The sequence below is a fragment of the Faecalibacterium sp. genome, assembly GCF_052358865.1.
Classification (GTDB): Bacteria; Bacillota; Clostridia; order Oscillospirales; family Ruminococcaceae; genus Faecalibacterium; species Faecalibacterium butyricigenerans.
The window spans coordinates 81943-103776 of sequence record NZ_DAWCVJ010000001.1 but is presented as its reverse complement, the minus strand read 5'-3'; the positions used below and the strand labels follow the sequence as shown (position 1 = coordinate 103776).

Below are 21834 nucleotides of genomic sequence, written 5' to 3'. Positions count from 1 at the left end.
CTTACAGGATGCGCACCCGGATAACGGCGGGGATCGCCGAGAGCTTTGCAGCCAGCGTGGCGTCCACTGCGCCGGTGGCGTCCAGCATGGTGTAGGCCATGTTCTTCTTGCTCTTGTTGACCATGTTCTCGATGTTCAGGCCCGCCTCGGTGGTCAGGGCAGTGATCTGGCTGATCATGCCCGGCTCATTCTTGTGGATGATGCAGATGCGCTTGCCTCCGGCGCGGGGCTGGTGCACCTCGGGCATATTCACCGAGTGGGTGATATTGCCGTTCTTGAGGTAGTCGCTGATCTCCTGCGCGGCCATGACGGCGCAGTTGTCCTCCGCTTCCGGGGTGGACGCGCCCAGATGGGGCGTGCAGATGACGCCCGGACGGCCCAGCAGGGCCTCGGAGGGGAAGTCGGTCATGTAGCCGGATACCTTGCCGGTGTCGAGGGCCTCCAGCAGGGCGTCGGTGTTGACCAGCTCGCCGCGGGCATAGTTCAGCAGCTTGACACCGTCTTTGCAGAGGGACAGTGTCTGGGCGTTGATGGTGTCCTTGGTGGTGGGCAGATAGGGCACATGGATGGTGATGTAGTCGCAGAGAGGCAGCATATCGTTCAGATTGACGCAGTGGTGGACCTGACTGCTCAGATTCCACGCAGCATCGATGGAGATGTAGGGGTCGTAGCCGTAGACCTCCATGCCCAGCTCGATGGCACAGTTGGCGACGCGGGAGCCGATGGCACCCAGACCGATGACGCCGAGGGTCTTGCCCTTGATCTCGTTGCCCACGAACTGCTTCTTGCCCTTCTCCACACTCTTTGCCATGGCGGGATCTCCGGCAAGGCCCTGCGTCCACTGGGCAGCGGCGGGCACGTTGCGGCTGCCTGCGATGAGCATTCCGATGACCAGCTCGGCCACGGCATTGGCGTTGGCGCCGGGGGTGTTGAAGACCACGATGCCCTGCTCACTGCACCGGTCGAGGGGGATGTTGTTGACGCCTGCACCGGCGCGGGCGATGGCCAGCAGGCCGTCGTTGAAGGTGGTGTTCAGCAGGTCAGCGCTGCGGACGAGGATGCCGTCCGGGGCGTCAGCATCCACCGACACGTCGAAGAGGTTCTTGTTCAGCTTTGTCAGACCCACCGGGCTGATGGCGTTCAGGGTTTTTATCGTAAACATTGGTTTATCTCCTTACGCATTATCCTTGCGGAACTTCTCCATGAAGTCCACCAGCTTGTCAACGCCCTCGGCGGGCATTGCGTTGTAGATGGAGGCGCGCATACCGCCCACGAGGCGGTGGCCCTTCAGGTTGACGAAGCCGGCGTCTGCGGCCTCGGCGCAGAACTTCTTGTCGAGGTCGGGGTCCGGGCTGGTGAAGGTGACATTCATGGTGCTGCGGTAACGGTGCTCGACGGGGTTCTTGAAGAAGTCCTGACCGTCGAGGTAATCGTAGAGGACCTTTGCCTTGGCTTCGTTGATCTCCTGCATCTTGGCGAGGCCGCCGATGTCATTCTCCAGATACTTGAGCACCAGACCGGTCATATAGATGCACCAGCAGGGCGGGGTGTTGTACATGCTGTCCTTGGCCAGCAGGGTGGTGTAGTTCATCATGGTGGGCACAGTGTCGGCCGCGTGGCCCAGCAGGTCGTCCCGGACGATAGCGATGGCCATGCCAGCGGGGGCGACGTTCTTCTGGACGCCAAAGTAGATGCAGCCGTATTTCGTCACATCCACGGGCTTGGAGAGGATCATGGAGCTCATATCGGCCACCAGCGGCACGCCCTCCACCTGCGGCAGCTCGACGTACTGGGTGCCGAAGATGGTGTTGTTCTGGCAGATGTGGATGTAGCTGGCGTCCTTGTCGTAATCGATGGCGTTCACATCGGGAATATAGGTGAAGTTCCTGTCCTTGCTGGAGGCGACGATCTTTGCCTCGCCGAACTTTGCGGCCTCCTTGGCGGCCAGATTGGAGAAGTTGCCGGTGACGATGTAGTCGGCCTTGCCGGTGGTCATGAAGTTCAGGGGCACCATGGCGAACTGCTGGGTCGCGCCGCCCTGAAAGAAGCCGACCTTATAATTATCCGGAATGTTCATCACCCGGCGCAGGGTGGCTTCGGTGTCCGTGATGATGGCGTCGAACCACTTGCTGCGATGGCTCATCTCCATCACGCTCTGGCCGCTGTCGCCATACTCGAGCAGCTCTGCCTGAGCCTGCTTGAGCACCTTTTCGGGTAACATGCTGGGACCTGCGCTGAAATTATAAACTCGTGCCATGGATCGCACTCTCCTTTTCCTCTTCCTGACGGCCCCTTCGGGCGTTGTGCTCTGGATTTGTCCGTAGTATAATGGTTTCAGGGGGTGCAAAACAAGAGCAGCTTTGCACAAAGTTCGGCCTCCAAAGTCCGGGCCATCAGCACGAAGCGCACAATTGTCTTTGCCACAGGGACGTTTTCAGAGACATCTGTAAAATATATGCCCTATTCCCGCATGAATGCTGGATTTTCCGCCCTTGCTCTCTCCGTCGATTTCTGTTATAATGGCAGCATCTAAGACAAACGTAAAATCAAGTTTTTGCTTAGAAAAGGAGAGAAACGCCCCATGTATGGCATTCCGGACCGATTGAAGCCCCTTTCGGCGGCAGAGGAGCAGGTGCTTCTGGCCCTGTGGGACTGCAAGCCGCCTGCGTCGCGGCGGGACATCGGGGCGCGTCTGGCCGCAAAAGGCTGGGCCGCTGCCACCGTGCTGAATTTTTTGTACCGGCTGGAAGAAAAAGGCTGGGTCATCTGCACCAAGGAGCAGAATCGCAACCTCTACTCCCCCACCGTCACCCGCCGGGCCTACGGCGTCTTCACCATGCGCCAGCGTCTGGACACCGTCTTTGGCGGCGACCTCGCACAGGCCGTGCGGGCGCTGGTGAGCGAGAGCGGCTGCTCCCAGAGCGAACTGGAACAGGCCATCGCCGTGCTGAACGAAAAGCACGCAGAGGCGGAAGAATACGATCTGTACGACCCCTACGGTTAGCCCTCTCCCAAAGGTCGAGCCAATGTACTGCCATCCGTAAGGCACCGGGCCTTCCGGTCTGGCTTTTTTGGAGGATATTATTTATGGATTGCAAACTGCGCACCCAAAACTGTGGCGGCTGCCCGATGCTGAGCACCGAATACGCCGAACAGCTCAAAAAGAAAGAATCCGCCGTCCGCGCCCTGCTGGGCAAATACGGCCCTGTCGCCCCCATCCGGGGGATGGAGACGCCCTATCACTACCGCAATAAAGTGATCTCCACCTTTGCACCCGCCCCCGGTGGAAAACTCACCTCCGGCATCTACGCGGCCCGCACCCACAAGGTGCTTCCGGTGGAGAGCTGCCTGCTTCAGGACGAGGTGCTGGACAAGGTGATGCTGGCCGTCCGCGCCGCCGCCAACACCTGCCGCTACCAGTCCTTCCACGAGGACAAGGGCACCGGCCTGCTGCGCCACTGTCTGCTCCGCCGGGGCGTCGCCACCGGTCAGGTGATGGTCGTGCTGGTCACTGCCCAGCCCGTCCTGCCCGGCGCAAAGAACTTCGTCAAGGCCCTGCTGGCTGAGGCCGAAAAGCGGGGCGTCCCCGTCACCACCGTCGTCCAGAACTACAACCCCCGCCGCACCAGCGTCGTTCTGGGCGAGGACGAAAAAGTCCTCTACGGCAAGGGCTTCATCCTCGACACCCTCTGCGGCAAGACCTACGCCCTCAGCCCCCGCAGCTTCTATCAGGTCAACCCCATCCAGACCGCCGTGCTCTACGGGCTGGCCGTGGACGCCGCCCGCCTCACCGGCAGAGAGGTCGTCCTCGACGCCTACTGCGGCATCGGCACCATCGGCCTGACGGCCTCCGACAAGGCCCGTCAGGTGGTGGGTGTGGAGCTGAACCGGGATGCCGTCCGGGATGCCATCGGCAACGCAAAGCACAACGGCGTGAAAAACGCCCGCTTCTTCGCCGCCGACGCCACGGCATGGATCCGGGAAGCCGCCGACGCAGGCCAGAAGGCCGATGTCGTCTTCATGGACCCGCCCCGGGAAGGCTCGACGCCCGCTTTTCTCGAAAGCGTGGCCCGCATGGCCCCGAAGCGGATCGTCTACGTCAGCTGCAACCCCGAGACGATGGCCCGCGACCTCGCCCTCCTGACCCAGAAGGGCTACCGCGCCGAGGGCTTTACCCCGGTGGATATGTTCCCCCACAGCGCCCATTGTGAGGTGGTTTGTGCATTGTCCAGAATGACACCGGAGAAGAAAAAGCAGCCTAGACAATAAAAAGGAGCTGGCCGACGATGGAAACGCCAAAGTATTTCTTCCAATACAGAGACGACGCACAGAAACTGTTCCTGCGGGAATACGTTTATACGCTCGGAACCTTCCATTATAATTGGCACGATGAAATCGAACTTCTCGTCATTCTGCGCGGCAGAGCGGACATCTGCACCGGAGGCTGTGTCTATCAGCTGGAAGAAGACGACATGATTCTGATTAATTCCAACGAAGGTCATGCAACACTGGCACGCAGTGCAGACTGTCTCGCCTTTCTGATTCGTTTTTCGCCGACGGTCTTTGAAGCATATGATGCGAATTATCGTGCATTACGGTTTCAGCTGCTCACAGACAGCAGCTCCCGCTCACAGCTGCCATACCGGCTGCTGCGAATGTACATGACCAAAATGCTGCTTGCGATGGACACGGATGAACAGAAAAATCTTCTTCAGATGCAAAGCGGCTTATACCCGCTTTTGGAGCTGCTGCAAAGCCAGTTCCGACAGCCTGCTTCCGGCAAATCGGGCATCAGCAGCAGCCGAAGCAGGCTGTTGGTACAGCAGATGATTCAATACATTGAAAAGCACTATCAGGAAAAAGTCACGCTGAACAGCCTCGCCGAGCAGATGGGCTATAACCCGAGTTATCTGTCTCAGCTGTTCCGGGATAATGTCGGTGTCAATTTTTACGATTATGTCACCCGGAAGCGTCTGAGGGAGTCAATATTTGCCCTGCAGCAGACCGACAAAAAAATACTGGACATTGCTGCCGACAGCGGTTTTCAGGACATCAAAGCGTTCAACACCAAATTCAAAGAAGTATTCGGGCGCACACCTTCCGAATACCGCCGCTCCCTTACCGAGATTACCGTTCCACGCTGGTCGGAAAGCTCTCACGCCTATGTGGAACGGGAAAATTCCTTTGTGGAGCAAAAGCTGAAAAGTTATCTTCATCTGGAATCCGTTGATATGTCCACCTCTGAAAACGCCTTTCCTCCCTTGCGGTCGCTTGAGCTGGACAGACAGCTTCTGGACGAAATTGCATTGCAACTCGAGAAAATCACAAAGCAGATTCAGAACCGCAAAATCTGAAAAATCCCCCACCCGATTTCTTTGGTGCGGAAAAAGCACAAGAATGTTTCATTTTGTGGCATAATTCTTGTTTTTTCTGCCCAAGCATAGATTTCGGTGGGTGATTTTATGGCTTTTTTCTGTGAGCGGCTCTGCAAAGACCGCATGATGAAAACTTTGTTTATTTTTGGACAAGCCTAAAAAAGCGGAAAGACAAAGGCACGAAGATACGGTAAAATAATGCCATAAAATACGTTTTGCGGCAACAAGCTCCCCGGCGGGCGCCAGCAGGGGTCTCTGCTCTAAACGGAAAAAATTGGAGGCAATTATGAGCACACTGACCATCTGTATCATCGTATTCGTGCTTTCCATGCTCTGTTTTGCATGGAACAAGTTCCCTATGGGCATCACTGCACTGGCTACTCTGATTGTTCTGGTGTTCACCGGATGCATCAGCGGCAAGGATGCTCTAGCCGGTTTCAGCAACACCAACAACATCGTAATTGTCACGATGTTCGTCGTGGCCGCCGGCCTGAACCGTACCCAGTTTATTGACAAGCTCTCTGACAAAATCGTGAAGATTTCCGGCGGCTCCTTCAAGCGAGCCTATCTCGGTTATCTGATTATCGCACTCCTTCTGACCAACTTCCTCAACAGCCCGCTGACCGTTTATGCCATCGTCTTCCCCATGTGCTTTGCCATGAGCGAATCCTTCGGCGTCAGCCCGTCCAAAACCATGTATCCCCTGTGCGTCGTATCCATCGTCTGCTGCTGCGCACTGCCCCTCAGCGCTGCAATCACCGACGCCGGTATGTTCAACGGCTATCTGGAAGGCTACGGCATCACCGATGTGGCTCTGACTCCGATGGACTTTATGATTGCCCGTCTGCCCCTGGCAATTCTAACGCTGCTGTGGGCTTATTTTTACGGCTACAAGAATGCTCCCGAGCAGCCGATTATCCCCATCGAGGTCAAAGCGCAGAAGCGTGAAGACAAAAAGCCCCTGAGCAAGTTCTCCGAGACTGCCGGTGTCGTCATCTTCTTTGGCACCATCCTGCTGCTCATCACCCGCGAGTTCCACGGCATCGACACTTGGAAAATCACCTTTACCGCTGCGCTTCTGACTGTTCTCTGCGGCGTTCTGAGTGAGAAAGAAGCCATCAAAGCCATCCCTGTTTCCACTTCCTGCATCTATGTGGGCTGCCTTGCAATGGCAACCGCATTGACCAACACTGGTGCCGGTGATATTGTAGGTAATGCCGTTTCCGGCCTGCTGGCCAACTCCCAGAACGGCTATCTGCTGGGCGCAGCCTTCTTCATTGTCAGCTTCCTGTTCACCCAAATCATGCTGAACAAGGCAGTTTACGGCATCTTTATCCCCATTGCCATCATGACCTGTCAGGCTCTGGGCGCCAATCCCATCGGCCCCATCCTGCTCTGCTTCTCCGGCTCGATGTCCGCCATTCTGACTCCTATGGCTACCCCCGCCATTCCTATGGCAATGGCCGCAGGCGGTTACGACCAGAAGTCTCTGTTCAAGCAGGGCTGGCTGATTTCTGTGCTGCTGTGCGTCGGCTATATCTTCTTCATCATGACCGTGTTCCCGGCATTCTGATAGGAGCAACTCTATGAAAATCACAAATATCGAAACAATTCTGGCAGGACAGCGCTATCTTTTCGTCAAAGTTCATACCGACACCGGACTTGTGGGCTACGGCGAATGCGGTGCATGGTGCTATCAGGAAGCAACCGCCGAGTGTATCCACGCAATGGAGCACCACCTCATCGGCCTCGACCCGCTGAACATCGAATATATCAACAATGGCCTGACCCGCTGTATGCATTTCCGCGGCTCCGTGGTCATGGCGGCGATTTCCGGCATCGACATTGCTCTGTGGGATTTGAAGGGCAAATATTACAACGCCCCCATCTATGAGCTTCTGGGCGGAAAAGTGCGCGACAAGGCACGCATTTATGTCAACTTCAAAGCGAAGACTCCCGAAGACTTCGCTAAGAAGGCACTGGATTTGAAAAATCAGGGCTACACTGCCATCCGGTACTCCATCGGCCACCCCGAGGACGAAAACGGTCGGTGCGGCGAGAACTTCTCGCAGGTCGTGTACCGTATGGAGCGTCAGATGGCCGCTATCCGCGAGGCTGTGGGCTGGGAGACGGACATTGCCATTGAGTGCCACCGCGGCTTGACTCCGGCTCAAGCCATCGAGTGCGCACACGCTCTGAAACCGTACCGCCCCTACTTCTACGAAGACCCCATCCCCGACAATATGGCGGCGATGACCAAGCTGACCGAGGAAATCGATTTACCGGTTGCCACGGGCGAACGCTTTATCAATCTGATGGAGTTCGACGAGTTTATGACTGCCTCCCATGTGCGCTATGTGCGCCCGGATATGTGCGTTGCAGGCGGCATCACGGCTGGCAAAAAAATTGCTGCGCTGGCTGAGGCAAAATCCATCTACATTATCCCGCACAACCCGCTTGGGCCGATTTCCACCGCAGCCTGCTTGCAGCTGGATGCCTGCATCCCCAACTTTGAGATTCAGGAATATCCGGTGGACGACGAGGGTCACTGCCGTCTGGACAAAGAAATGAAGCAGCCGTTTGTCATCAAAAATGGCTACATCCAAATCCCGGACGGCCCGGGTCTTGGCATCGAATTGTTGGACGACATTGGCACAGTGTTCCCCTTCAAAGGAAGATACGGCAAGTTTGTACAGCACGAGGACGGCTCCATCGTAGACCGCTAATCAAAAAGCTTTGACCATATAACGCACAAGCCCCTCGGAGATTTCACTCTCCGGGGGCTTGTTTTTTACGTTATTCTGATTTTTACAGCCCGAACAGTGCCAACAGGCGGTGCCACAGGCGGACAAAGAAATTGCCCTCCGTGGCGTTGTCTGCTGCCGTCTCCACCGGGGCCGTTTCGGCGGGCGTCTCGGCGGTCTTGTAGATGAACTTCACCCTCTGCTCTGCCCCCTCGGGCGCACCGGCAAAGCTGGTGTAACCGGCAAGGCGGCTGGTCATCTCTTCCACCACGGCCTGCAGAGCGTGGAGCTGGTCGGCGTCCAGTGCACCGGTGAGCCGGGAGATGCCCTCAGCGTTGAACTGCACAAGGCCGCCGTTGAGCTGGTCGGTGCCGTTCTGGAGCTGGAGCACACCCTCATACAGGGCGGATGCGCCGCCGGCCAGCCGGGCGCTGCCCTCCTTGGCGGCGTGTGCGCCCTCGGCAGCGGCGGCCACGCCGTCGGCGTACTGGCCGACGCTGGACACGAAGAACCGGATCTGTCCCAGATTTTCCTTGAGGGCGCGGACGCTGGCCATGTCCTCACTGTTGGCGGTCTGGTAGACCAGCTCATCGTGGATCTTCTGCTGGGCGTCGCTGTCGGTGAGCTTCTGGAGCCAGCCCACGATGAAATCGGGGGAGAAGCTCTGCATCAGGCGCAGCGCAGCCTCGAGGTCGTGCCCCGTCTTGGTGGCCGCGAGGTAGAGGGCGATGTCCAACTGGCTGGCCTTGAACTGAGGAGCCTGCTCCCAGATGGTGCGCACCATCTTTTTGCGGCCTGCCGCCAGCGTTTTCTCCCCCAGCGAGAGGATGTCGTCGATGACGGCCTCGTAAGTATCCCACGTCATGGGGGTGTCGATGAGACCATTTTCCATGAGGGTCTGGTTGGCGGAGTCCAGCACGCCGTCGGCCACCTGCTGTGCGCCGGAGGTCAGGGCGGCATTGTTGGAGGTCAGGGTGTCCAGCCCCTCCGTCAACTGGCCGAGACCGCCGTCCAGCTGATTCACGCCATCCAGCAGGGCCAGCGAACCAGCGGCAAGCTGGGCCGCGCCCGCCTTCAGCTGGGAAGCACCGTCCAGAAGCTGGCTCATGGCATCGTTCAGAGCCGCGATGCCGTCGGTCAGGCCATTGAGGCTGTCGAGGTCAAAGACCTCATCCCCCTGCCCCAGCGCCTCGGCGGTGGCAGCACAGGCCAGCAGGATCTGGGGTGCTGTCAGCTCTTCTACATCGGCCTCCACGGTCAGGCTGTCCTGTAAGTACCGGGTCACACCGTCCACCTGCTGGGGCAGAAGGCCGTCGAGGGACTCCTTCACGCCCGGCAGGGCGACGAAGGCCGCCACGCTGCTCTTGGCCGCGCTTTCCAGCAGGCCGTTCACGGCGTTGACGTTGCGGGCGTCCCCGCCCAGCACGACGCCCACCGCTGTCACCAGCGGGGTGACGACGGTGCGCTCTTTTCCGTCCACCGTCAGCGTCCCCTTCTCGTTGTTGGTCAGGTCGATGGTGAGCACAAGGTGGCCGCTCTGGCCCAGAAGCTCGCTCAGAGGGGCGGTCCTGCCGTCCAGCGTATAGGTCACTTTCGCGGAGATGGGGAGCGGCCGGTCGGTGTCGCCCTTATAGTAGACGTCGGTGTCGTCGGTGTTCCAGACCAGCGTGTCACCGTTCCGGGTATACTCGGCGAAGCTCTCGGTGTTCACGATGTTCTTCAGGGTGGACTTGTCCTCCACTCCGGCGAGGCCGTCGGCAGCGTAGAGGTGCTCGCTGACGGTGGTCTTCTGGACCGAGCCGTCCGCTGCCATGACGGCATAGACCGTCTCATCCTTCGAGAAGGGGGCTTTCGTCGCCGCAAAAGCGGGCCGACAGAGGCCGACCGTCATGGTCAGGGCAAGCGCCGCAGCGCCAGCGCGGCGCAGAAGATCCTGCGTTTTTTTCATATGATTCACTCCTTTGCAGCGTTGGGGGCGGTGAGCCAGTGGTATGTCGTGCGGCAGATGAGGCCGTCCAGCAGCATCAGCGCGGCGGGCAGCACCAGCAGGATAACCGCCATGCTGATGAGCGCGCCTCGGGAGATGAGCAGGCAGATGCTTTCCAGCAGTTCCACCTTGCTGATGGCCGCGACGCCGAAGGTGGCCGCGAAGAAGGTCAGGCCGCTGGTGAGGATGCTCTGGCTGCAATGTTCCAGCGCCTGCTGGGCTGCGGCCTTGGGCGAGCGGAGGGCCAGCCGCTCTTCGCGGTAGCGGGTGGTCATGAGGATGGAGTAGTCTACCGTCGCGCCCAGCTGGATGGTGCCGATGACGATGCTGGCGATGAAGGGCAGCGAGTCGTCGATGAAATAAGGGATGCCCATATTGATGGCGATGGCCGCCTCGATGCTGGCCACCAGCAGCACCGGCACCGACAGGCTGCGGAAGGACAGCGCGATGATGACCAGCACCGCTGCGATGGACCAGATGTTGACGTTTTTGAAGTCCTCGTCCGCGATCTCCACGAGGTCCTTCATCATGGCCCCCTCGCCGGTGACGAGGCCCTCGGGGTCCGCGGTCTTGACAAGGCGGACCAGCTCGTCCACCTGCGCATTGAGGGCGTCGCTGCCGGATTTGTAGCAGCCGTTGGCGAGGATGAGCTTATAGCCGCCGTTCTGCACGATGTTCATCAGTTCGTCAGGCAGAAGCTCCGTCTCGAAGCCGGGGCCTGCGATGGAGTCGAGGCTGACCACCTGCGTGATGCCATCCACCCCCTTGATCTCGTCGCAGAGGCCGGATACCTGCGAGGCCGTCAGCTCCTCCCGGACGAGGATGAAGTGGCTGGTCATCATGCCAAAGTCTTCGCCCAGCTTGTTCGTGCCCACGATGCCGGGCATATCCTGCGGCAGAGCCGCAAAAATATTGTAGTAGATGTCCGTCCTGCTCTGGGCCAGCCCGAAGGGGATCATCAGCAGGAGAAAGACCGCCACCACAGGCACCGGGTGCTTGGAGACCAAATGGCTCAGATGGGTGAGCCGCGGCATGAAGGTGCGGTGGCGGTATTTTTCCACCCACCGGTCAAAGAAGAGGATGAGCGAGGGCAGGATGACGATGGTGCAAAGGACGCCCAGCGCTACGCCCTTCGCCATGACGACGCCAAGGTCTGCGCCAAGCGTCAGCTGCATGGCGCAGAGGGCCAGAAAGCCCGCAATGGTGGTGAGGCTGGACGCCGCGATGGAACTCATGGTCTTGCAGATGGCGTTCTCCATCGCCTCTTCGTTGGAGGCACAGGAGGCTTTTTCCTCCTCGTAGCGGTGGAGCAGGAAGATGGAGAAATCCATCGTCACGCCCAGCTGCAAAACTGCCGCCAGCGCCTCGGTGATGAAGCAGACCTGCCCCAGAAAAATATTCGTACCAAAGTTATACACCAGCGGGAAGAGCAGCCCCAGCATGAAGAGGAAGGGCGTGAGCCAGCTTTCCAGCGAGAGGAAGAGCACCAGCAGACACCCCGCCACGGCGCAGAGCACATACAGGGGCATCTCCCCCATGACCAGCTCCTTGGTGTCGCTCAGGATGACGCTGATGCCGCCGAAGAAGCAGTTCTTCCGCAGTATTTTTTTGATCTGGGCCACGGCCCCCATCGTCTCCTCGCTGACGCTGGAACCACCCAGCTGGACGATGAGGATGGTGGAGTCATTCTTGCCGAACAGGAACTGCTGAAGGTCTGCCGGCAGCATCTCCACCGGCACCGCCGGGTCCAGCACATCGCTGAGCCAGAAGGTGTTCAGCACGTCCGGCACCTCGTCGATCTCGGCCTTCATGGCCAGCAGCTCGTTTGTGGGCATCCCCTCCACGGTGATCATGTTGGTGGACGCCAGATGGTAGTCCGTCTCTAAGAGCAGCTGCCCCACCCGGGAGTCCAGCTCCTGCGGCAGATAGGAGAGGATGTCGTAGTTGATGGGCGTGGCGACGGCCCCCACTGCCGCCGGGATGAGCAGCAGCACCGCCGCAATGAGGATGAGCCTGCGCATCCGCACGATGGCCCGCGCTAGTTTTTTCATTCATTTCCTCCCAAAGAGCATTTTTTCGCCGTTTCAGAGAAAAACGACTTTTCTCGTTTTTCCGCTATACTTTATTATAGTACTCTCCCTTTGGGTGTCAAGAGACAACTCTTCGCGCCAGCTCTCCCAAGGGGAGAGCCTTGGCAAACAAAAAGCGGGACGCACAGGTGGTCAAGTCTGTGTGTCCCGCATTTTGTTTCTTTTTTGCACAGGACGCCGTACCAGAGCGCCTGCGCTGCGCGCAGGGAAAGCGGAGCAAACCATAAGCCGCTTTCCTTTTAATAGGAGAATGGAATGGAGGAACCGAATCTCCGCAAAGAGAGTTGCAGGCATCTCTTCGGAGGAGTCGGAGGAGCTTTGGTTAGATTTAACTAACCTCGCTGTGACAACAGGATACCATAGTTTGTCATGACTGTCAAGCCTGTTTTTCAAATTTTCTGCAATTTTTTTATCCATGGCCTCCATGAGCATTTTTCATAACAAAAAGTACCCGCGCTTGTGGAAAATCCACAGGTTTCCTCTTGCTTTTTCTGAGAATCACTGTTATTATAGTGTCAAAGCCGTTGCTGGCCGACTCGATTGCCCGCCCGCAGCCGCTTTTTGCAGCGTGGAGGTTGCCATCCAAATACCTCTGCGTGATGTACCGCTCTGCCTTCAAAAGACCGCAATCGGCGGCTTTTTTAAGGCAGATTAGTTAGGCAATCCTAACCAGCTATTGCAAAGCAGCTGTGGTGTTGGATTGCGATAGGAGCAAGGAGGTTCCAATGATCAATTTTGAACAGTGGGAAGGCTTTGAGGGCCGCATCTGGAAAGAGGAAGTCAACGTCCGCGACTTCATCCAGAAGAACTACACGCCCTATGACGGCGACGAAAGCTTCCTCGCCGACCCCACTGAAGCGACCAATAAGCTGTGGGACGCACTGCAGAAGCTGCAGAAGGCCGAGCGCGCCAAGGGCGGCGTGCTGGATATGGAGACCGACGTCGTCAGCAGCCTGACCGCATACGGCCCCGGCTACATCGACGAGAGCCTGAAAGATCTGGAGCAGATCGTCGGCCTGCAGACCGACAAGCCCCTGAAGCGTGCATTCATGCCCTACGGCGGCATCAAGATGGCAGAGCAGGCCTGCACCACCTACGGCTATCAGCCCTCTGCAGAGCTGCACAAGATCTTTACCGACTACACCCGCACCCACAATCAGGCCGTCTTCGACGCCTACACCCCCGAGATGAAGGCTGCCCGCCACACCCACATCATCACCGGCCTGCCCGACACCTATGGCCGCGGCCGCATCGTGGGCGACTACCGCCGTGTGGCCCTGTACGGCATCGACGCCCTCATCAAATTCAAGCAGGAGGACCTCGCCAACTGCGGCGACGGCACCATGACCGATGACGTCATCCGCCTGCGCGAGGAGATCGCACGCCAGATCAGCGCCCTGAAGGGCATGAAGAAGATGGCCGAGGCCTACGGCTACGACATCTCCCAGCCCGCAAAGAACGCAAAAGAGGCCTGCCAGTGGCTCTACTTCGGCTATCTGGCCGCCATCAAGACCCAGAACGGTGCCGCCATGAGCGTGGGCCGCATCTCCACCTTCCTCGACATCTACATCCAGCGCGATCTGGACAAGGGCATCCTGACCGAGAGCGAGGCTCAGGAGCTTATCGACCACATGGTCATGAAGTTCCGTATGGTCAAGTTCGCCCGCATCCCCAGCTACAACCAGCTGTTCTCCGGCGACCCCGTCTGGGCAACTCTGGAAGTGGGCGGCATCGGCATGGACGGCCGCAGCATGGTCACGAAGAACTGCTACCGCTTCCTGCACACCCTCGAGAACATGGGCCCTGCACCTGAGCCGAATCTGACCGTTCTGTACTCCTCTGCCCTGCCCGAAAACTTCAAGAAGTACGCCGCCAAGGTGTCCATCAACACCAGCTCGGTCCAGTACGAGAACGACGACGTCATGAAGCCCGTCTGGGGCGACGATTACTCCATCTGCTGCTGCGTGTCTGCCACCCAGACCGGCAAGGAGATGCAGTTCTTCGGTGCACGCGCCAACCTCGCCAAGTGCCTGCTCTACGCCATCAACGGCGGCGTGGACGAGAAGAGCCACGAGCAGTGCGGCCCCAACTACGCCCCCATCACCGGCGAGTATCTGAACTACGACGAGGTCCTGCCCAAGTACGTCCAGATGCTGGACTGGCTGGCTGGCCTGTACGTCAATGTGCTGAACCTCATCCAGTATATGCACGACAAATACTACTACGAAGAGGCTGAGATGGCCCTCATCGACACCGAGGTCCGCCGCACCTTCGCCACCGGCATCGCCGGCTTCTCCCACGTCATCGACTCCCTGAGCGCCATCAAGTACGCCAAGGTCAAGGTCGTCCGCGACGAGGCTGGCCTTGCTACCGGCTTCGAGATCGAGGGCGACTTCCCGAAGTACGGCAACGATGACGACCGCGCCGACGAGATCGGCGTCTGGCTGCTGAAGACCTTCCTCGAGATGATCAAGAAGCGCCACACCTACCGCAACTCCGAGGCCACCACCTCCATCCTGACCATCACCTCCAACGTGGTCTACGGCAAGTACACCGGCGCTCTGCCCGATGGCCGTGCCGCCTTCACCCCCTTCGCACCCGGTGCGAACCCCAGCTACGGCGCAGAGCAGAACGGCCTGCTGGCCTCTCTGAACTCCGTGGCAAAGCTGCCCTACCACTGGGCACTGGACGGCATCTCCAACACCCAGACCATCAATCCCGACGCTCTGGGCCACAGCGAGGGCGAGCGGATCGAGAATCTGGTGCAGGTCATGGACGGCTACTTCGATCAGGGTGCACACCACCTGAACGTCAACGTCTTCGGCAAGGAGAAGCTCATCGACGCAATGGAGCACCCCGAGAAGGAGGAGTACGCCAACTTCACCATCCGCGTCTCCGGCTACGCCGTCAAGTTCATCGACCTGACCCGCGAGCAGCAGATGGACGTCATCTCCCGTACCTGCCATGCAGCTCTGTAACTCCCCTGTCGGGTACGTCCACTCGCTGGAGACCTTCGGCTCCGTGGACGGCCCCGGCGTCCGGTTCGTCGTCTTTTTGCAGGGGTGTGCCCTGCGGTGCAAATACTGCCATAACCCCGAGACATGGGCGGACGGCGGTGAGGAATGGACGGTGGAGCAGCTCTTCCAGCGGGTGTGGCGCTACCGCAACTACTGGGGCAAGAAGGGCGGCATCACGGTCAGCGGCGGCGAGCCGCTGCGCCAGATGGAGTTCCTGACGGCCTTCTTCGAGCTGGCCCGCTCCAAGGGCGTGCACACGGCCCTCGACACCGCCGGTCAGCCCTTCCGCCCCGACGATGCGGCCTATCTGGCCGACTTTGACCGGCTGATGCGCTCCACCAGCCTCGTCATCCTCGACCTGAAGGAGATCGACCCGGAGAAGCACCGCCAGCTCACCGGAAAAGACAACGCCAACATCCTTGCAATGGCGCGCCACATCTCCGACCTCGGTGTCCCCCTCTGGATCCGCCATGTGCTGGTGCCCGGCCTGACCGACGACGAGGAGGGCCTGCGGAGGACTGCGGAGTTCATCTCGTCCCTCAGGACGGTGCAGCGGGTGGAGGTGCTGCCCTACCACACGCTGGGCCTCTTCAAATGGCAGAAGCTCGGCATCCCCTATCCCCTGCCCGACGCTGTCCCGCCCACGGCGGAACAGGTCAGGCGGGCCGAGGAGCTGCTGGAAGTCCACAAGTATCCGGGCTGACCGAAAGCTTTATCCATCGCAAGACCAGAGAGCCGCGCAGCCATGTCATCTTGCTCGGCGCTATTTTGGGAAATTGCGATAAAAGTTGAATCGCCATAACACAAAACACCCTGTACATCTCTGTGCAGGGTGTTTTACATTTCCGGCTCTTTCTATCAGCAGATGACGGCATCCTCAGCGGTAAAGCCGCCCAGAGAGTGTTCCTTCACCTGAATGCAAATATAGGTAATGCCCTCATCTGCGGCAGCAGAGAGCTGGCGCTTTGCTGCCGGAGCAATTTTCAGCCAGTCGCCAGCGGTCAGAGCGATCTCCTTCCCATCGATAACGGCTTTGCCCTTTCCTGCAATAATACCGTAGATCTCTTCATTGTTCCTGTGGGCGTGCACAAAAGGCACTCCTGCGCCCGCCGGGAGCTGGTTGATGCTGACCTCCGCACCTGTCAGGCCCAATTTTTCGTGAAGTTCCACTCTTGCCTCGCTGCCGATATTTGTTTTCGTATAGTTTTCCATCTCTTTTACCTCCAAAGGATATTGGCGCTCTCGCTCGCCTGTGTATAGTTTAAGCCGGAGAACACTCTAAAACAAGTACGCACCTTTTTATAACTGTACATATTAAAAAGAATATGTTATGATGTTCTCGGAGGTGTGATGCCATGAAAACAAAAGAAGAACTGCCCGCCTGCCCCGTGGCCACTGCGGTCTCCCTCATCGGCGGCAAGTGGAAGCTGCTGATCCTGCGCAATCTCAAGACCCGCCCATGGCGGTTCAACGAACTGCAAAGAGATCTGGAGGGAATCTCTCAGAAAGTTTTGACGGACAGCTTACGGCAGATGATCGACGACGGGCTCGCCTACCGACACGACTATCAGGAAATGCCCCCTCGCGTGGAGTATGGCCTGACCAGCCTCGGCAGAGAGATGCTTCCCATCATTGATGCCCTTGCCGATTTCGGGAACTACTACCAATCCATCATCCGATGATTTTCCACAACAAAAAAAGGCGTGACCGCGCGGTCACGCCTTCTTGTTCTTTTATCCTGCTTTAGCCGCCCAGATATGCGCTGCGGACACGCTCGTTGGTCAGCAGTTCGGCACCGGTGCCCTCCATGACCACGCGGCCCGTCTCAAGGACGTAGGCGCGGTCGGCCACAGAAAGGGCCATCTGTGCGTTCTGCTCCACCAGAAGGATGGTCATGCCCTCCTTGTGGATGTTCCGGATGATGTCGAAGATCTCCTGCACCAGCAGGGGGGACAGGCCCATGGAAGGCTCGTCCAGCATCAGCATGGAAGCGTTGCTCATCAGGGCGCGGCCCATGGCCAGCATCTGCTGCTCGCCGCCGGACATAGTCCCGGCCAGCTGCTTGCGGCGCTCCTTCAGGCGGGGGAACAGCTCGAAGACCTTTTCCTTGTTGGGGGCGATGGTGGAGTTGGGCTGGGTATAAGCGCCCATGTCCAGATTCTCCTCCACGGTCATATGCAGGAAGACGTGGCGGCCCTCCGGCACCTGTGCCAGACCGGCCTCGACGATCTTATGGGCGCGGACGCCCTTGATGCTCTTGCCCTTATAGAGCACATCGCCGGTCTTGGGGTGGAGCAGGCCGGACACCGTCTTCAGGGTGGTGGACTTGCCTGCGCCGTTGGCGCCGATGAGGGTGACGATCTCGCCCTCGTTCACCTCGAAGGAAACATCCTTGACTGCGTGGATGTTGCCGTAAAAGACGTTGATGTTATCAACCTTCAGTAAAGTCTGTGCCATCGCTCAGCCCTCCTTTTTGCCCAGATAGGCTTCAATGACCTGCGGGTTATTGCGGATCTCGTCCGGCGTACCCTTGGCGATGATACGGCCAAAGTTCAGCACGGCGATGCCCTCGCAGATGCCCATGACAAGGCTCATATCGTGCTCGATGAGCAGGACAGCGATGTTGAACTCGTCGCGGATGCGGCGGATGGTCTCGGTCAGCTCCGCAGTCTCGGAGGGGTTCATACCAGCGGCAGGCTCGTCCAGCAGCAGCAGCTTCGGGCTGGTGGCCAGAGCACGCATGATCTCCAGACGGCGCTGTGCGCCGTAGGGCAGGCTGCCGGCCTGTGCATTGGCAAGGTCGGCCATGTGGAAGATGTCCAGCAGCTCCAGTGCACGCTCGGTGCACTTCTTCTCTTCCTTCCAGTAGTTGGGCAGGCGGAGGAGCGAGGAGGCCAGATTATACTTCATGGACTCGTGGAGGCCCACCTTCACATTGTCGATGACGGACAGCTCCTTGAACAGCCGGATGTTCTGGAAGGTGCGGGCCACGCCCATCCGGTTGACCTGATAGGTCTTCTTCCCGGCGGTGGGCATACCATCGATGAGGATGGAGCCGCGGGTCGGCTGATACACGTTGGTCAGCAGGTTGAACACAGTGGTCTTACCGGCACCGTTGGGGCCGATGAGGCCCGTGATCTCGTTGCGGCCGATCATCAGGTTGAAGCCGTCCACGGCGGTCAGACCGCCGAAGTCGATGCCCAGCTCACGGACGTCGAGGATGGGCTTCTTGTCCTTGTCGCGGTCGGTCAGAAATCCGCCGGAAGGGACGCTGTGTAACTTCGTCTGAAACTCACTCATGGTCTGCGCCCTCCTTGTCAGCATTCTTTTTGCGGAACAGTTCGCCGTTCATGGCCTTTTCCACAATGCGGCTCATCGAGAAGTCATAGCTGCCCAGCAGTCCGCCCGGGCGGAAGATCATCATGAGGATCAGCACCAGCGAGTAGACCACCATGCGGTAGCTCTCGAAGCTGCGGGTGGCCTCGGGCAGGATGGTCAGGACGGTGGCGGAGAGGATGGAGCCAAGCATGGAGCCCATACCGCCCAGGACCACCATGACCAAGATCTCGATGGACTTCATGAAGCCGAAGGTAGAGGGGTCGAGGACGCCCAGATAGCAGGCGTACAGGCCGCCGGCCAGACCGGCGAAGGCCGCAGAGAAGGCGAAGGCCATGACCTTATAATAGGTCGTCTGGATGCCGCAGCTCTCGGCTGCGATCTCGTTGTCGCGGATGGCGAGGACAGCCCGGCCATGGCGGCTCTTCATCATAGCGTGGATGGCGAAGCAGGTGATGACCACGCAGAGGAAGACGTTCCAGTAATTGGAGTATTTCGGGATGTTCTTGAGGCCCTTTGCGCCGTAGAACAGCTTGAAGCCCAGCACATCGTCGATGTTGTTCAGGGTAATGCGGATGATCTCGCCGAAGCCCAGCGTCAGGATGGCCAGATAGTCGCCGGTCAGGCGGAGGGCCGGGATGCCGATGAGGACGCCGAAGATGCCGGCCATCACAGCGCCCAGCGCCAGACCGATGACAAACGCCGCGCCGGAGGGCAGCGGGCTGTACTTGGTGAAGAGGGCGCAGGTATAAGCACCCACAGCCATAAATCCGGCATGGCCCAGCGGCAGCTGACCCAGATAGCCGGTGGACACGTTCAGGGACACGGCGAGGATGATATTGATGCCCACGGTGAGCAGGACTTTGTTCTGATAGGTGGAGAGGACGTTCTGCGTCATGAAGGAGAGCAGAACGAACAGCAGCACCACCAGCACGGTGTTCATCAGATAGCGCACCGGCATCTTCAGGGTCTTGCGTTTCAGTTTGTTCATGTTACAGTCCCCCTTACACCTTTTCCTGCACCTTGCGGCCGAGGAAGCCCGTGGGCTTGACCAGCAGCACGATGATGAGGATGGCAAATGTGACGGCGTCCTTCCATGCAGACAGGCCGATGGCCGAGACGAAGCACTCGCACAGGCCGATGGCGATACCGCCGACCATAGCGCCCGGGATGGAGCCGATGCCGCCCAGAACGGCGGCGACGAAGGCTTTCAGGCCCAGCATGGAGCCCATCGTGGGGGTGGCCTGCGGGTAGGAGCAGCAGTACAGCACCGAGCCAATGCCGGCCAGCGCCGAGCCGACCGCGAAGGTGAAGGAGATGGTGCTGTTGACGTTGATGCCCATCAGGCGGGCAGCATCCATATCCTCCGAGACGGCGCGCATGGCCTTGCCGAGCTTGGTCTTCTGGACGAGGAAGGTCAGCGCCAGCATGGACAGCACCGTAACGACCAGCGTGATGATGGAGGTCAGGCCCAGAGGCACCTTGCCGACCGAGAAGGTCTTGGCATCAAAATAGGAGGGGATGACCTTTGCGCCGCTGCCCATGACCAGCTCTGCAGTGTACTCAAGGAAAAACGACACACCGATGGCCGTGATGAGCAGAGAGATGCGGGGCGCGCTGCGCAGCGGGGTGTAGGCCACCTTCTCGATGACCACGCCCAGCAGCGTACAGGTGATGATGGTGGCGCAGACGGCAGTTACCGGGCCAAGACCCAGCTGGTTCATGACGAACCATGACATATACGCACCCACCATGATGACATCGCCGTGGGCAAAGTTCAACAGCAGGATGATGCCGTACACCATGCTGTAGCCCAGTGCGATCAGTGCGTAGATGCTGCCCAGCGACAAGCCGTTGATGAGCTGGCTGAAAAACACTGTCATTGTCTGATACTTCCTTTCTGAGGTCGTGGACGGATATAACAAAAAGCGGAGGCTGCCGAGTAAACCTGTTCCGGCGGTCTCCGCAAATGGGTCATTTACTTTCTGGATCTCGCTCTTATGCCGCACACCGGTGCGCAGAACCAGAGCAGGATCAGAACATCTCCTTCAGGACCGGCTTGCCGTCCACATAGGTCAGGATAGCGGTCTGCTTGACGGGGTTGTTGTGCTCGTCGAAGGTGAAGGTGCCGGTGATGCCATTGATCGTACCACCCTTGATGGCATCGATGACAGCCTGCTTGTAGTCGTCAGAGGCAGCCTCAAGACCGGCATCCTCTGCGGCCTGAATGCCGTAAACAATGGTCATTGCTGCATCGTAGCCCAGCGGAGAGAAGCCGTTGGGGTACTCCTCACCGTACTCTGCCTTGTAGGCATCCTCAAAGTCGGTGTTAGAACCCTTTGCATAGTTGGCGCAGAAGTAGGTGTCGGTCAGCTGGTCGTTGGAAGCGTAGCCCTCCAGACCATCCCAGCCGTCGCCGCCGAGGAAGGGGACCGTCAGGCCGATGCTCTCTGCCTGAGACAGGATCTGACCCACCTCCTGATAGTAGTTGGGGCAGAAGACCGTCTCGGGGGCTTTGCCGAGGATGGTGGTCAGCTGAGTCTTGTAATCGACGTCGCCGTCGGAGTAGCTCTCCTGATCGACGATGGTACCTCCCTGTGCCTCGAACTCGTTGACGAAGTTCTCGGCCAGACCCTCGTTGTAGTCAGCGCCCTTCTTGAAGATAACGGCGGCCTTGGTGTAGCCCAGCTTCTGGTAAGCGTAGTCTGCCATCTTGATGCCCTGGAACGGGTCGGTGAAGGTAGCACGGAAGACGTTCTCATAGACGGTGTCGGTCTCGGCATCGTAGGTGACAGCCTCAGCGGTCGCAGAAGCAGTGACCATGGGCATATTGTAATCCTGACTCTCGGCCACGACAGCCAGAGTCGGGGTGGTGGTGACGTCGCCCACCAGAGCGGTGATGCCCTGATCGCACATCTTGGTGAAGCAGGTGACAGCCTGCGTAGCATCGCCCTGCTCGTCCATCGTGATGATCTCAAGCTGCTTGCCGTTGACGCCGCCCTTTTCGTTGACCTGCTTCAGGTACAGGGTAGCGCCGTTGACGACGGCCTGACCGTAGACAGAGACATCGCCGGTCAGAGGTCCGATGACGCCGACCTTGATGGTGTCGCCGGAAGCGGCAGTGGAACCGGCTGCGGAAGCAGCGGTGGAGGTGGAAGCAGCGGTGCTGGAAGAGCCGCCGCAGGCGGTCAGAACGCCGGCAGCAGTCACAACACCGGCAGCAACCAGAAAGTTACGACGAGAGATCATGTTTTTCATAAGTCTATATCCTCCTGATATTTGGAA

Annotated in this window: 18 protein-coding genes; 8 read left to right on the top strand and 10 right to left on the bottom strand. The window is 58.9% G+C overall.

Translation table 11 applies throughout. The features are described 5' to 3' along the window. Position 1: 1 nt before the first annotated feature. Positions 2-1162 carry a phosphoglycerate dehydrogenase gene (locus ACT8X9_RS00435; RefSeq protein WP_444267752.1) on the bottom strand — a complete coding sequence of 387 codons (1161 nt, stop codon included), beginning with the start codon at positions 1160-1162 and terminating at the stop codon, positions 2-4. 12 nt (positions 1163-1174) lie between these two features. Next, positions 1175-2257, bottom strand: coding sequence for a 3-phosphoserine/phosphohydroxythreonine transaminase (gene serC, locus ACT8X9_RS00430; protein WP_249234177.1), 1083 nt, complete (start codon positions 2255-2257; stop codon positions 1175-1177). Between the two features lie 324 nt (positions 2258-2581). On the opposite strand from serC, the gene ACT8X9_RS00425 reads away from it, so the two are divergent. From ACT8X9_RS00425 to ACT8X9_RS00405, 5 genes are all read left to right on the top strand, one after another. Continuing rightward, positions 2582-3004 carry a BlaI/MecI/CopY family transcriptional regulator gene (locus ACT8X9_RS00425; protein WP_227620615.1) on the top strand — a complete coding sequence of 141 codons (423 nt, stop codon included), beginning with the start codon at positions 2582-2584 and terminating at the stop codon, positions 3002-3004. Between the two features lie 83 nt (positions 3005-3087). Further along, entirely contained in the window at positions 3088-4269 is a 1182-nt protein-coding gene (gene rlmD / locus ACT8X9_RS00420) for a 23S rRNA (uracil(1939)-C(5))-methyltransferase RlmD (protein WP_444267751.1), read from the top strand. Positions 4270-4286: 17 nt separating this feature from the next. Further along, positions 4287-5354 carry a helix-turn-helix domain-containing protein gene (locus ACT8X9_RS00415; RefSeq protein WP_444267750.1) on the top strand — a complete coding sequence of 356 codons (1068 nt, stop codon included), beginning with the start codon at positions 4287-4289 and terminating at the stop codon, positions 5352-5354. 307 nt (positions 5355-5661) lie between these two features. After that, positions 5662-6948 carry an SLC13 family permease gene (locus ACT8X9_RS00410; protein WP_444267749.1) on the top strand — a complete coding sequence of 429 codons (1287 nt, stop codon included), beginning with the start codon at positions 5662-5664 and terminating at the stop codon, positions 6946-6948. 13 nt (positions 6949-6961) lie between these two features. Further along, entirely contained in the window at positions 6962-8101 is a 1140-nt protein-coding gene (locus ACT8X9_RS00405) for a mandelate racemase/muconate lactonizing enzyme family protein (RefSeq protein WP_444267748.1), read from the top strand. A gap of 82 nt (positions 8102-8183) precedes the next feature. Here the strand turns inward: ACT8X9_RS00405 and ACT8X9_RS00400 are convergent, their stop codons facing one another. After that, complete coding sequence (locus ACT8X9_RS00400; RefSeq protein WP_444267747.1) at positions 8184-10067, bottom strand: hypothetical protein; 1884 nt, start codon at positions 10065-10067, stop codon at positions 8184-8186. Positions 10068-10072: 5 nt separating this feature from the next. Continuing rightward, a complete protein-coding gene (locus ACT8X9_RS00395) occupies positions 10073-12157 on the bottom strand; it encodes an efflux RND transporter permease subunit (RefSeq protein WP_444267746.1) in 2085 nt (694 codons plus the stop codon). A gap of 764 nt (positions 12158-12921) precedes the next feature. Here ACT8X9_RS00395 and pflB point away from each other — a divergent pair. Next, positions 12922-15174, top strand: coding sequence for a formate C-acetyltransferase (gene pflB, locus ACT8X9_RS00390; RefSeq protein ID WP_444267745.1), 2253 nt, complete (start codon positions 12922-12924; stop codon positions 15172-15174). Further along, positions 15161-15916: a pyruvate formate-lyase-activating protein gene (gene pflA / locus ACT8X9_RS00385; RefSeq protein WP_444267744.1), complete on the top strand. Its 756-nt coding sequence runs from the start codon at positions 15161-15163 to the stop codon at positions 15914-15916. Before pflB ends, pflA begins: the two co-directional genes overlap by 14 nt. A 155-nt stretch (positions 15917-16071) precedes the next feature. Here pflA and ACT8X9_RS00380 read toward each other — a convergent pair whose 3' ends face one another. Next, positions 16072-16425 (bottom strand): cupin domain-containing protein, encoded by a 354-nt coding sequence (locus ACT8X9_RS00380; RefSeq protein WP_444267743.1) that lies wholly within the window; start codon positions 16423-16425, stop codon positions 16072-16074. 143 nt (positions 16426-16568) lie between these two features. Between ACT8X9_RS00380 and ACT8X9_RS00375 the strand changes: the two genes are divergently transcribed. Then, a complete protein-coding gene (locus ACT8X9_RS00375; protein WP_249234165.1) occupies positions 16569-16895 on the top strand; it encodes a winged helix-turn-helix transcriptional regulator in 327 nt (108 codons plus the stop codon). Between the two features lie 61 nt (positions 16896-16956). On the opposite strand, the gene ACT8X9_RS00370 is transcribed toward ACT8X9_RS00375, so the two are convergent. From ACT8X9_RS00370 to ACT8X9_RS00350, 5 genes are all read right to left on the bottom strand, one after another. Next, positions 16957-17670: an ABC transporter ATP-binding protein gene (locus ACT8X9_RS00370; protein ID WP_227620627.1), complete on the bottom strand. Its 714-nt coding sequence runs from the start codon at positions 17668-17670 to the stop codon at positions 16957-16959. Positions 17671-17673: 3 nt separating this feature from the next. Beyond that, positions 17674-18513 carry an ABC transporter ATP-binding protein gene (locus ACT8X9_RS00365; protein ID WP_412589115.1) on the bottom strand — a complete coding sequence of 280 codons (840 nt, stop codon included), beginning with the start codon at positions 18511-18513 and terminating at the stop codon, positions 17674-17676. Next, positions 18506-19540: a branched-chain amino acid ABC transporter permease gene (locus ACT8X9_RS00360; RefSeq protein ID WP_227620629.1), complete on the bottom strand. Its 1035-nt coding sequence runs from the start codon at positions 19538-19540 to the stop codon at positions 18506-18508. The genes ACT8X9_RS00365 and ACT8X9_RS00360 overlap by 8 nt, the downstream gene beginning before the upstream one ends. Positions 19541-19553: 13 nt before the next feature. Continuing rightward, a complete protein-coding gene (locus ACT8X9_RS00355; RefSeq protein ID WP_227620630.1) occupies positions 19554-20432 on the bottom strand; it encodes a branched-chain amino acid ABC transporter permease in 879 nt (292 codons plus the stop codon). Between the two features lie 151 nt (positions 20433-20583). After that, on the bottom strand, positions 20584-21807 hold the full coding sequence (locus ACT8X9_RS00350) for an ABC transporter substrate-binding protein (RefSeq protein ID WP_444267742.1): 1224 nt from the start codon (positions 21805-21807) through the stop codon (positions 20584-20586). Positions 21808-21834: the final 27 nt, after the last annotated feature.

What these genes read in the sequence shown, in the direction of transcription:
- ACT8X9_RS00370 (WP_227620627.1), bottom strand. Translation starts at nt 17,670, where the DNA reads ATGGCACAGACTTTACTGAAGGTTGATAACATCAACGTCTTTTACGGC.
- ACT8X9_RS00410 (WP_444267749.1), top strand. Translation starts at nt 5,662, where the DNA reads ATGAGCACACTGACCATCTGTATCATCGTATTCGTGCTTTCCATGCTC.
- ACT8X9_RS00415 (WP_444267750.1), top strand. Translation starts at nt 4,287, where the DNA reads ATGGAAACGCCAAAGTATTTCTTCCAATACAGAGACGACGCACAGAAA.
- ACT8X9_RS00375 (WP_249234165.1), top strand. Translation starts at nt 16,569, where the DNA reads ATGAAAACAAAAGAAGAACTGCCCGCCTGCCCCGTGGCCACTGCGGTC.
- ACT8X9_RS00395 (WP_444267746.1), bottom strand. Translation starts at nt 12,157, where the DNA reads ATGAAAAAACTAGCGCGGGCCATCGTGCGGATGCGCAGGCTCATCCTC.
- serC (WP_249234177.1), bottom strand. Translation starts at nt 2,257, where the DNA reads ATGGCACGAGTTTATAATTTCAGCGCAGGTCCCAGCATGTTACCCGAA.
- ACT8X9_RS00360 (WP_227620629.1), bottom strand. Translation starts at nt 19,540, where the DNA reads ATGAACAAACTGAAACGCAAGACCCTGAAGATGCCGGTGCGCTATCTG.
- ACT8X9_RS00380 (WP_444267743.1), bottom strand. Translation starts at nt 16,425, where the DNA reads ATGGAAAACTATACGAAAACAAATATCGGCAGCGAGGCAAGAGTGGAA.
- ACT8X9_RS00350 (WP_444267742.1), bottom strand. Translation starts at nt 21,807, where the DNA reads ATGAAAAACATGATCTCTCGTCGTAACTTTCTGGTTGCTGCCGGTGTT.
- ACT8X9_RS00365 (WP_412589115.1), bottom strand. Translation starts at nt 18,513, where the DNA reads ATGAGTGAGTTTCAGACGAAGTTACACAGCGTCCCTTCCGGCGGATTT.
- ACT8X9_RS00405 (WP_444267748.1), top strand. Translation starts at nt 6,962, where the DNA reads ATGAAAATCACAAATATCGAAACAATTCTGGCAGGACAGCGCTATCTT.
- ACT8X9_RS00400 (WP_444267747.1), bottom strand. Translation starts at nt 10,067, where the DNA reads ATGAAAAAAACGCAGGATCTTCTGCGCCGCGCTGGCGCTGCGGCGCTT.
- pflB (WP_444267745.1), top strand. Translation starts at nt 12,922, where the DNA reads ATGATCAATTTTGAACAGTGGGAAGGCTTTGAGGGCCGCATCTGGAAA.
- ACT8X9_RS00425 (WP_227620615.1), top strand. Translation starts at nt 2,582, where the DNA reads ATGTATGGCATTCCGGACCGATTGAAGCCCCTTTCGGCGGCAGAGGAG.
- pflA (WP_444267744.1), top strand. Translation starts at nt 15,161, where the DNA reads ATGCAGCTCTGTAACTCCCCTGTCGGGTACGTCCACTCGCTGGAGACC.
- ACT8X9_RS00355 (WP_227620630.1), bottom strand. Translation starts at nt 20,432, where the DNA reads ATGACAGTGTTTTTCAGCCAGCTCATCAACGGCTTGTCGCTGGGCAGC.
- rlmD (WP_444267751.1), top strand. Translation starts at nt 3,088, where the DNA reads ATGGATTGCAAACTGCGCACCCAAAACTGTGGCGGCTGCCCGATGCTG.
- ACT8X9_RS00435 (WP_444267752.1), bottom strand. Translation starts at nt 1,162, where the DNA reads ATGTTTACGATAAAAACCCTGAACGCCATCAGCCCGGTGGGTCTGACA.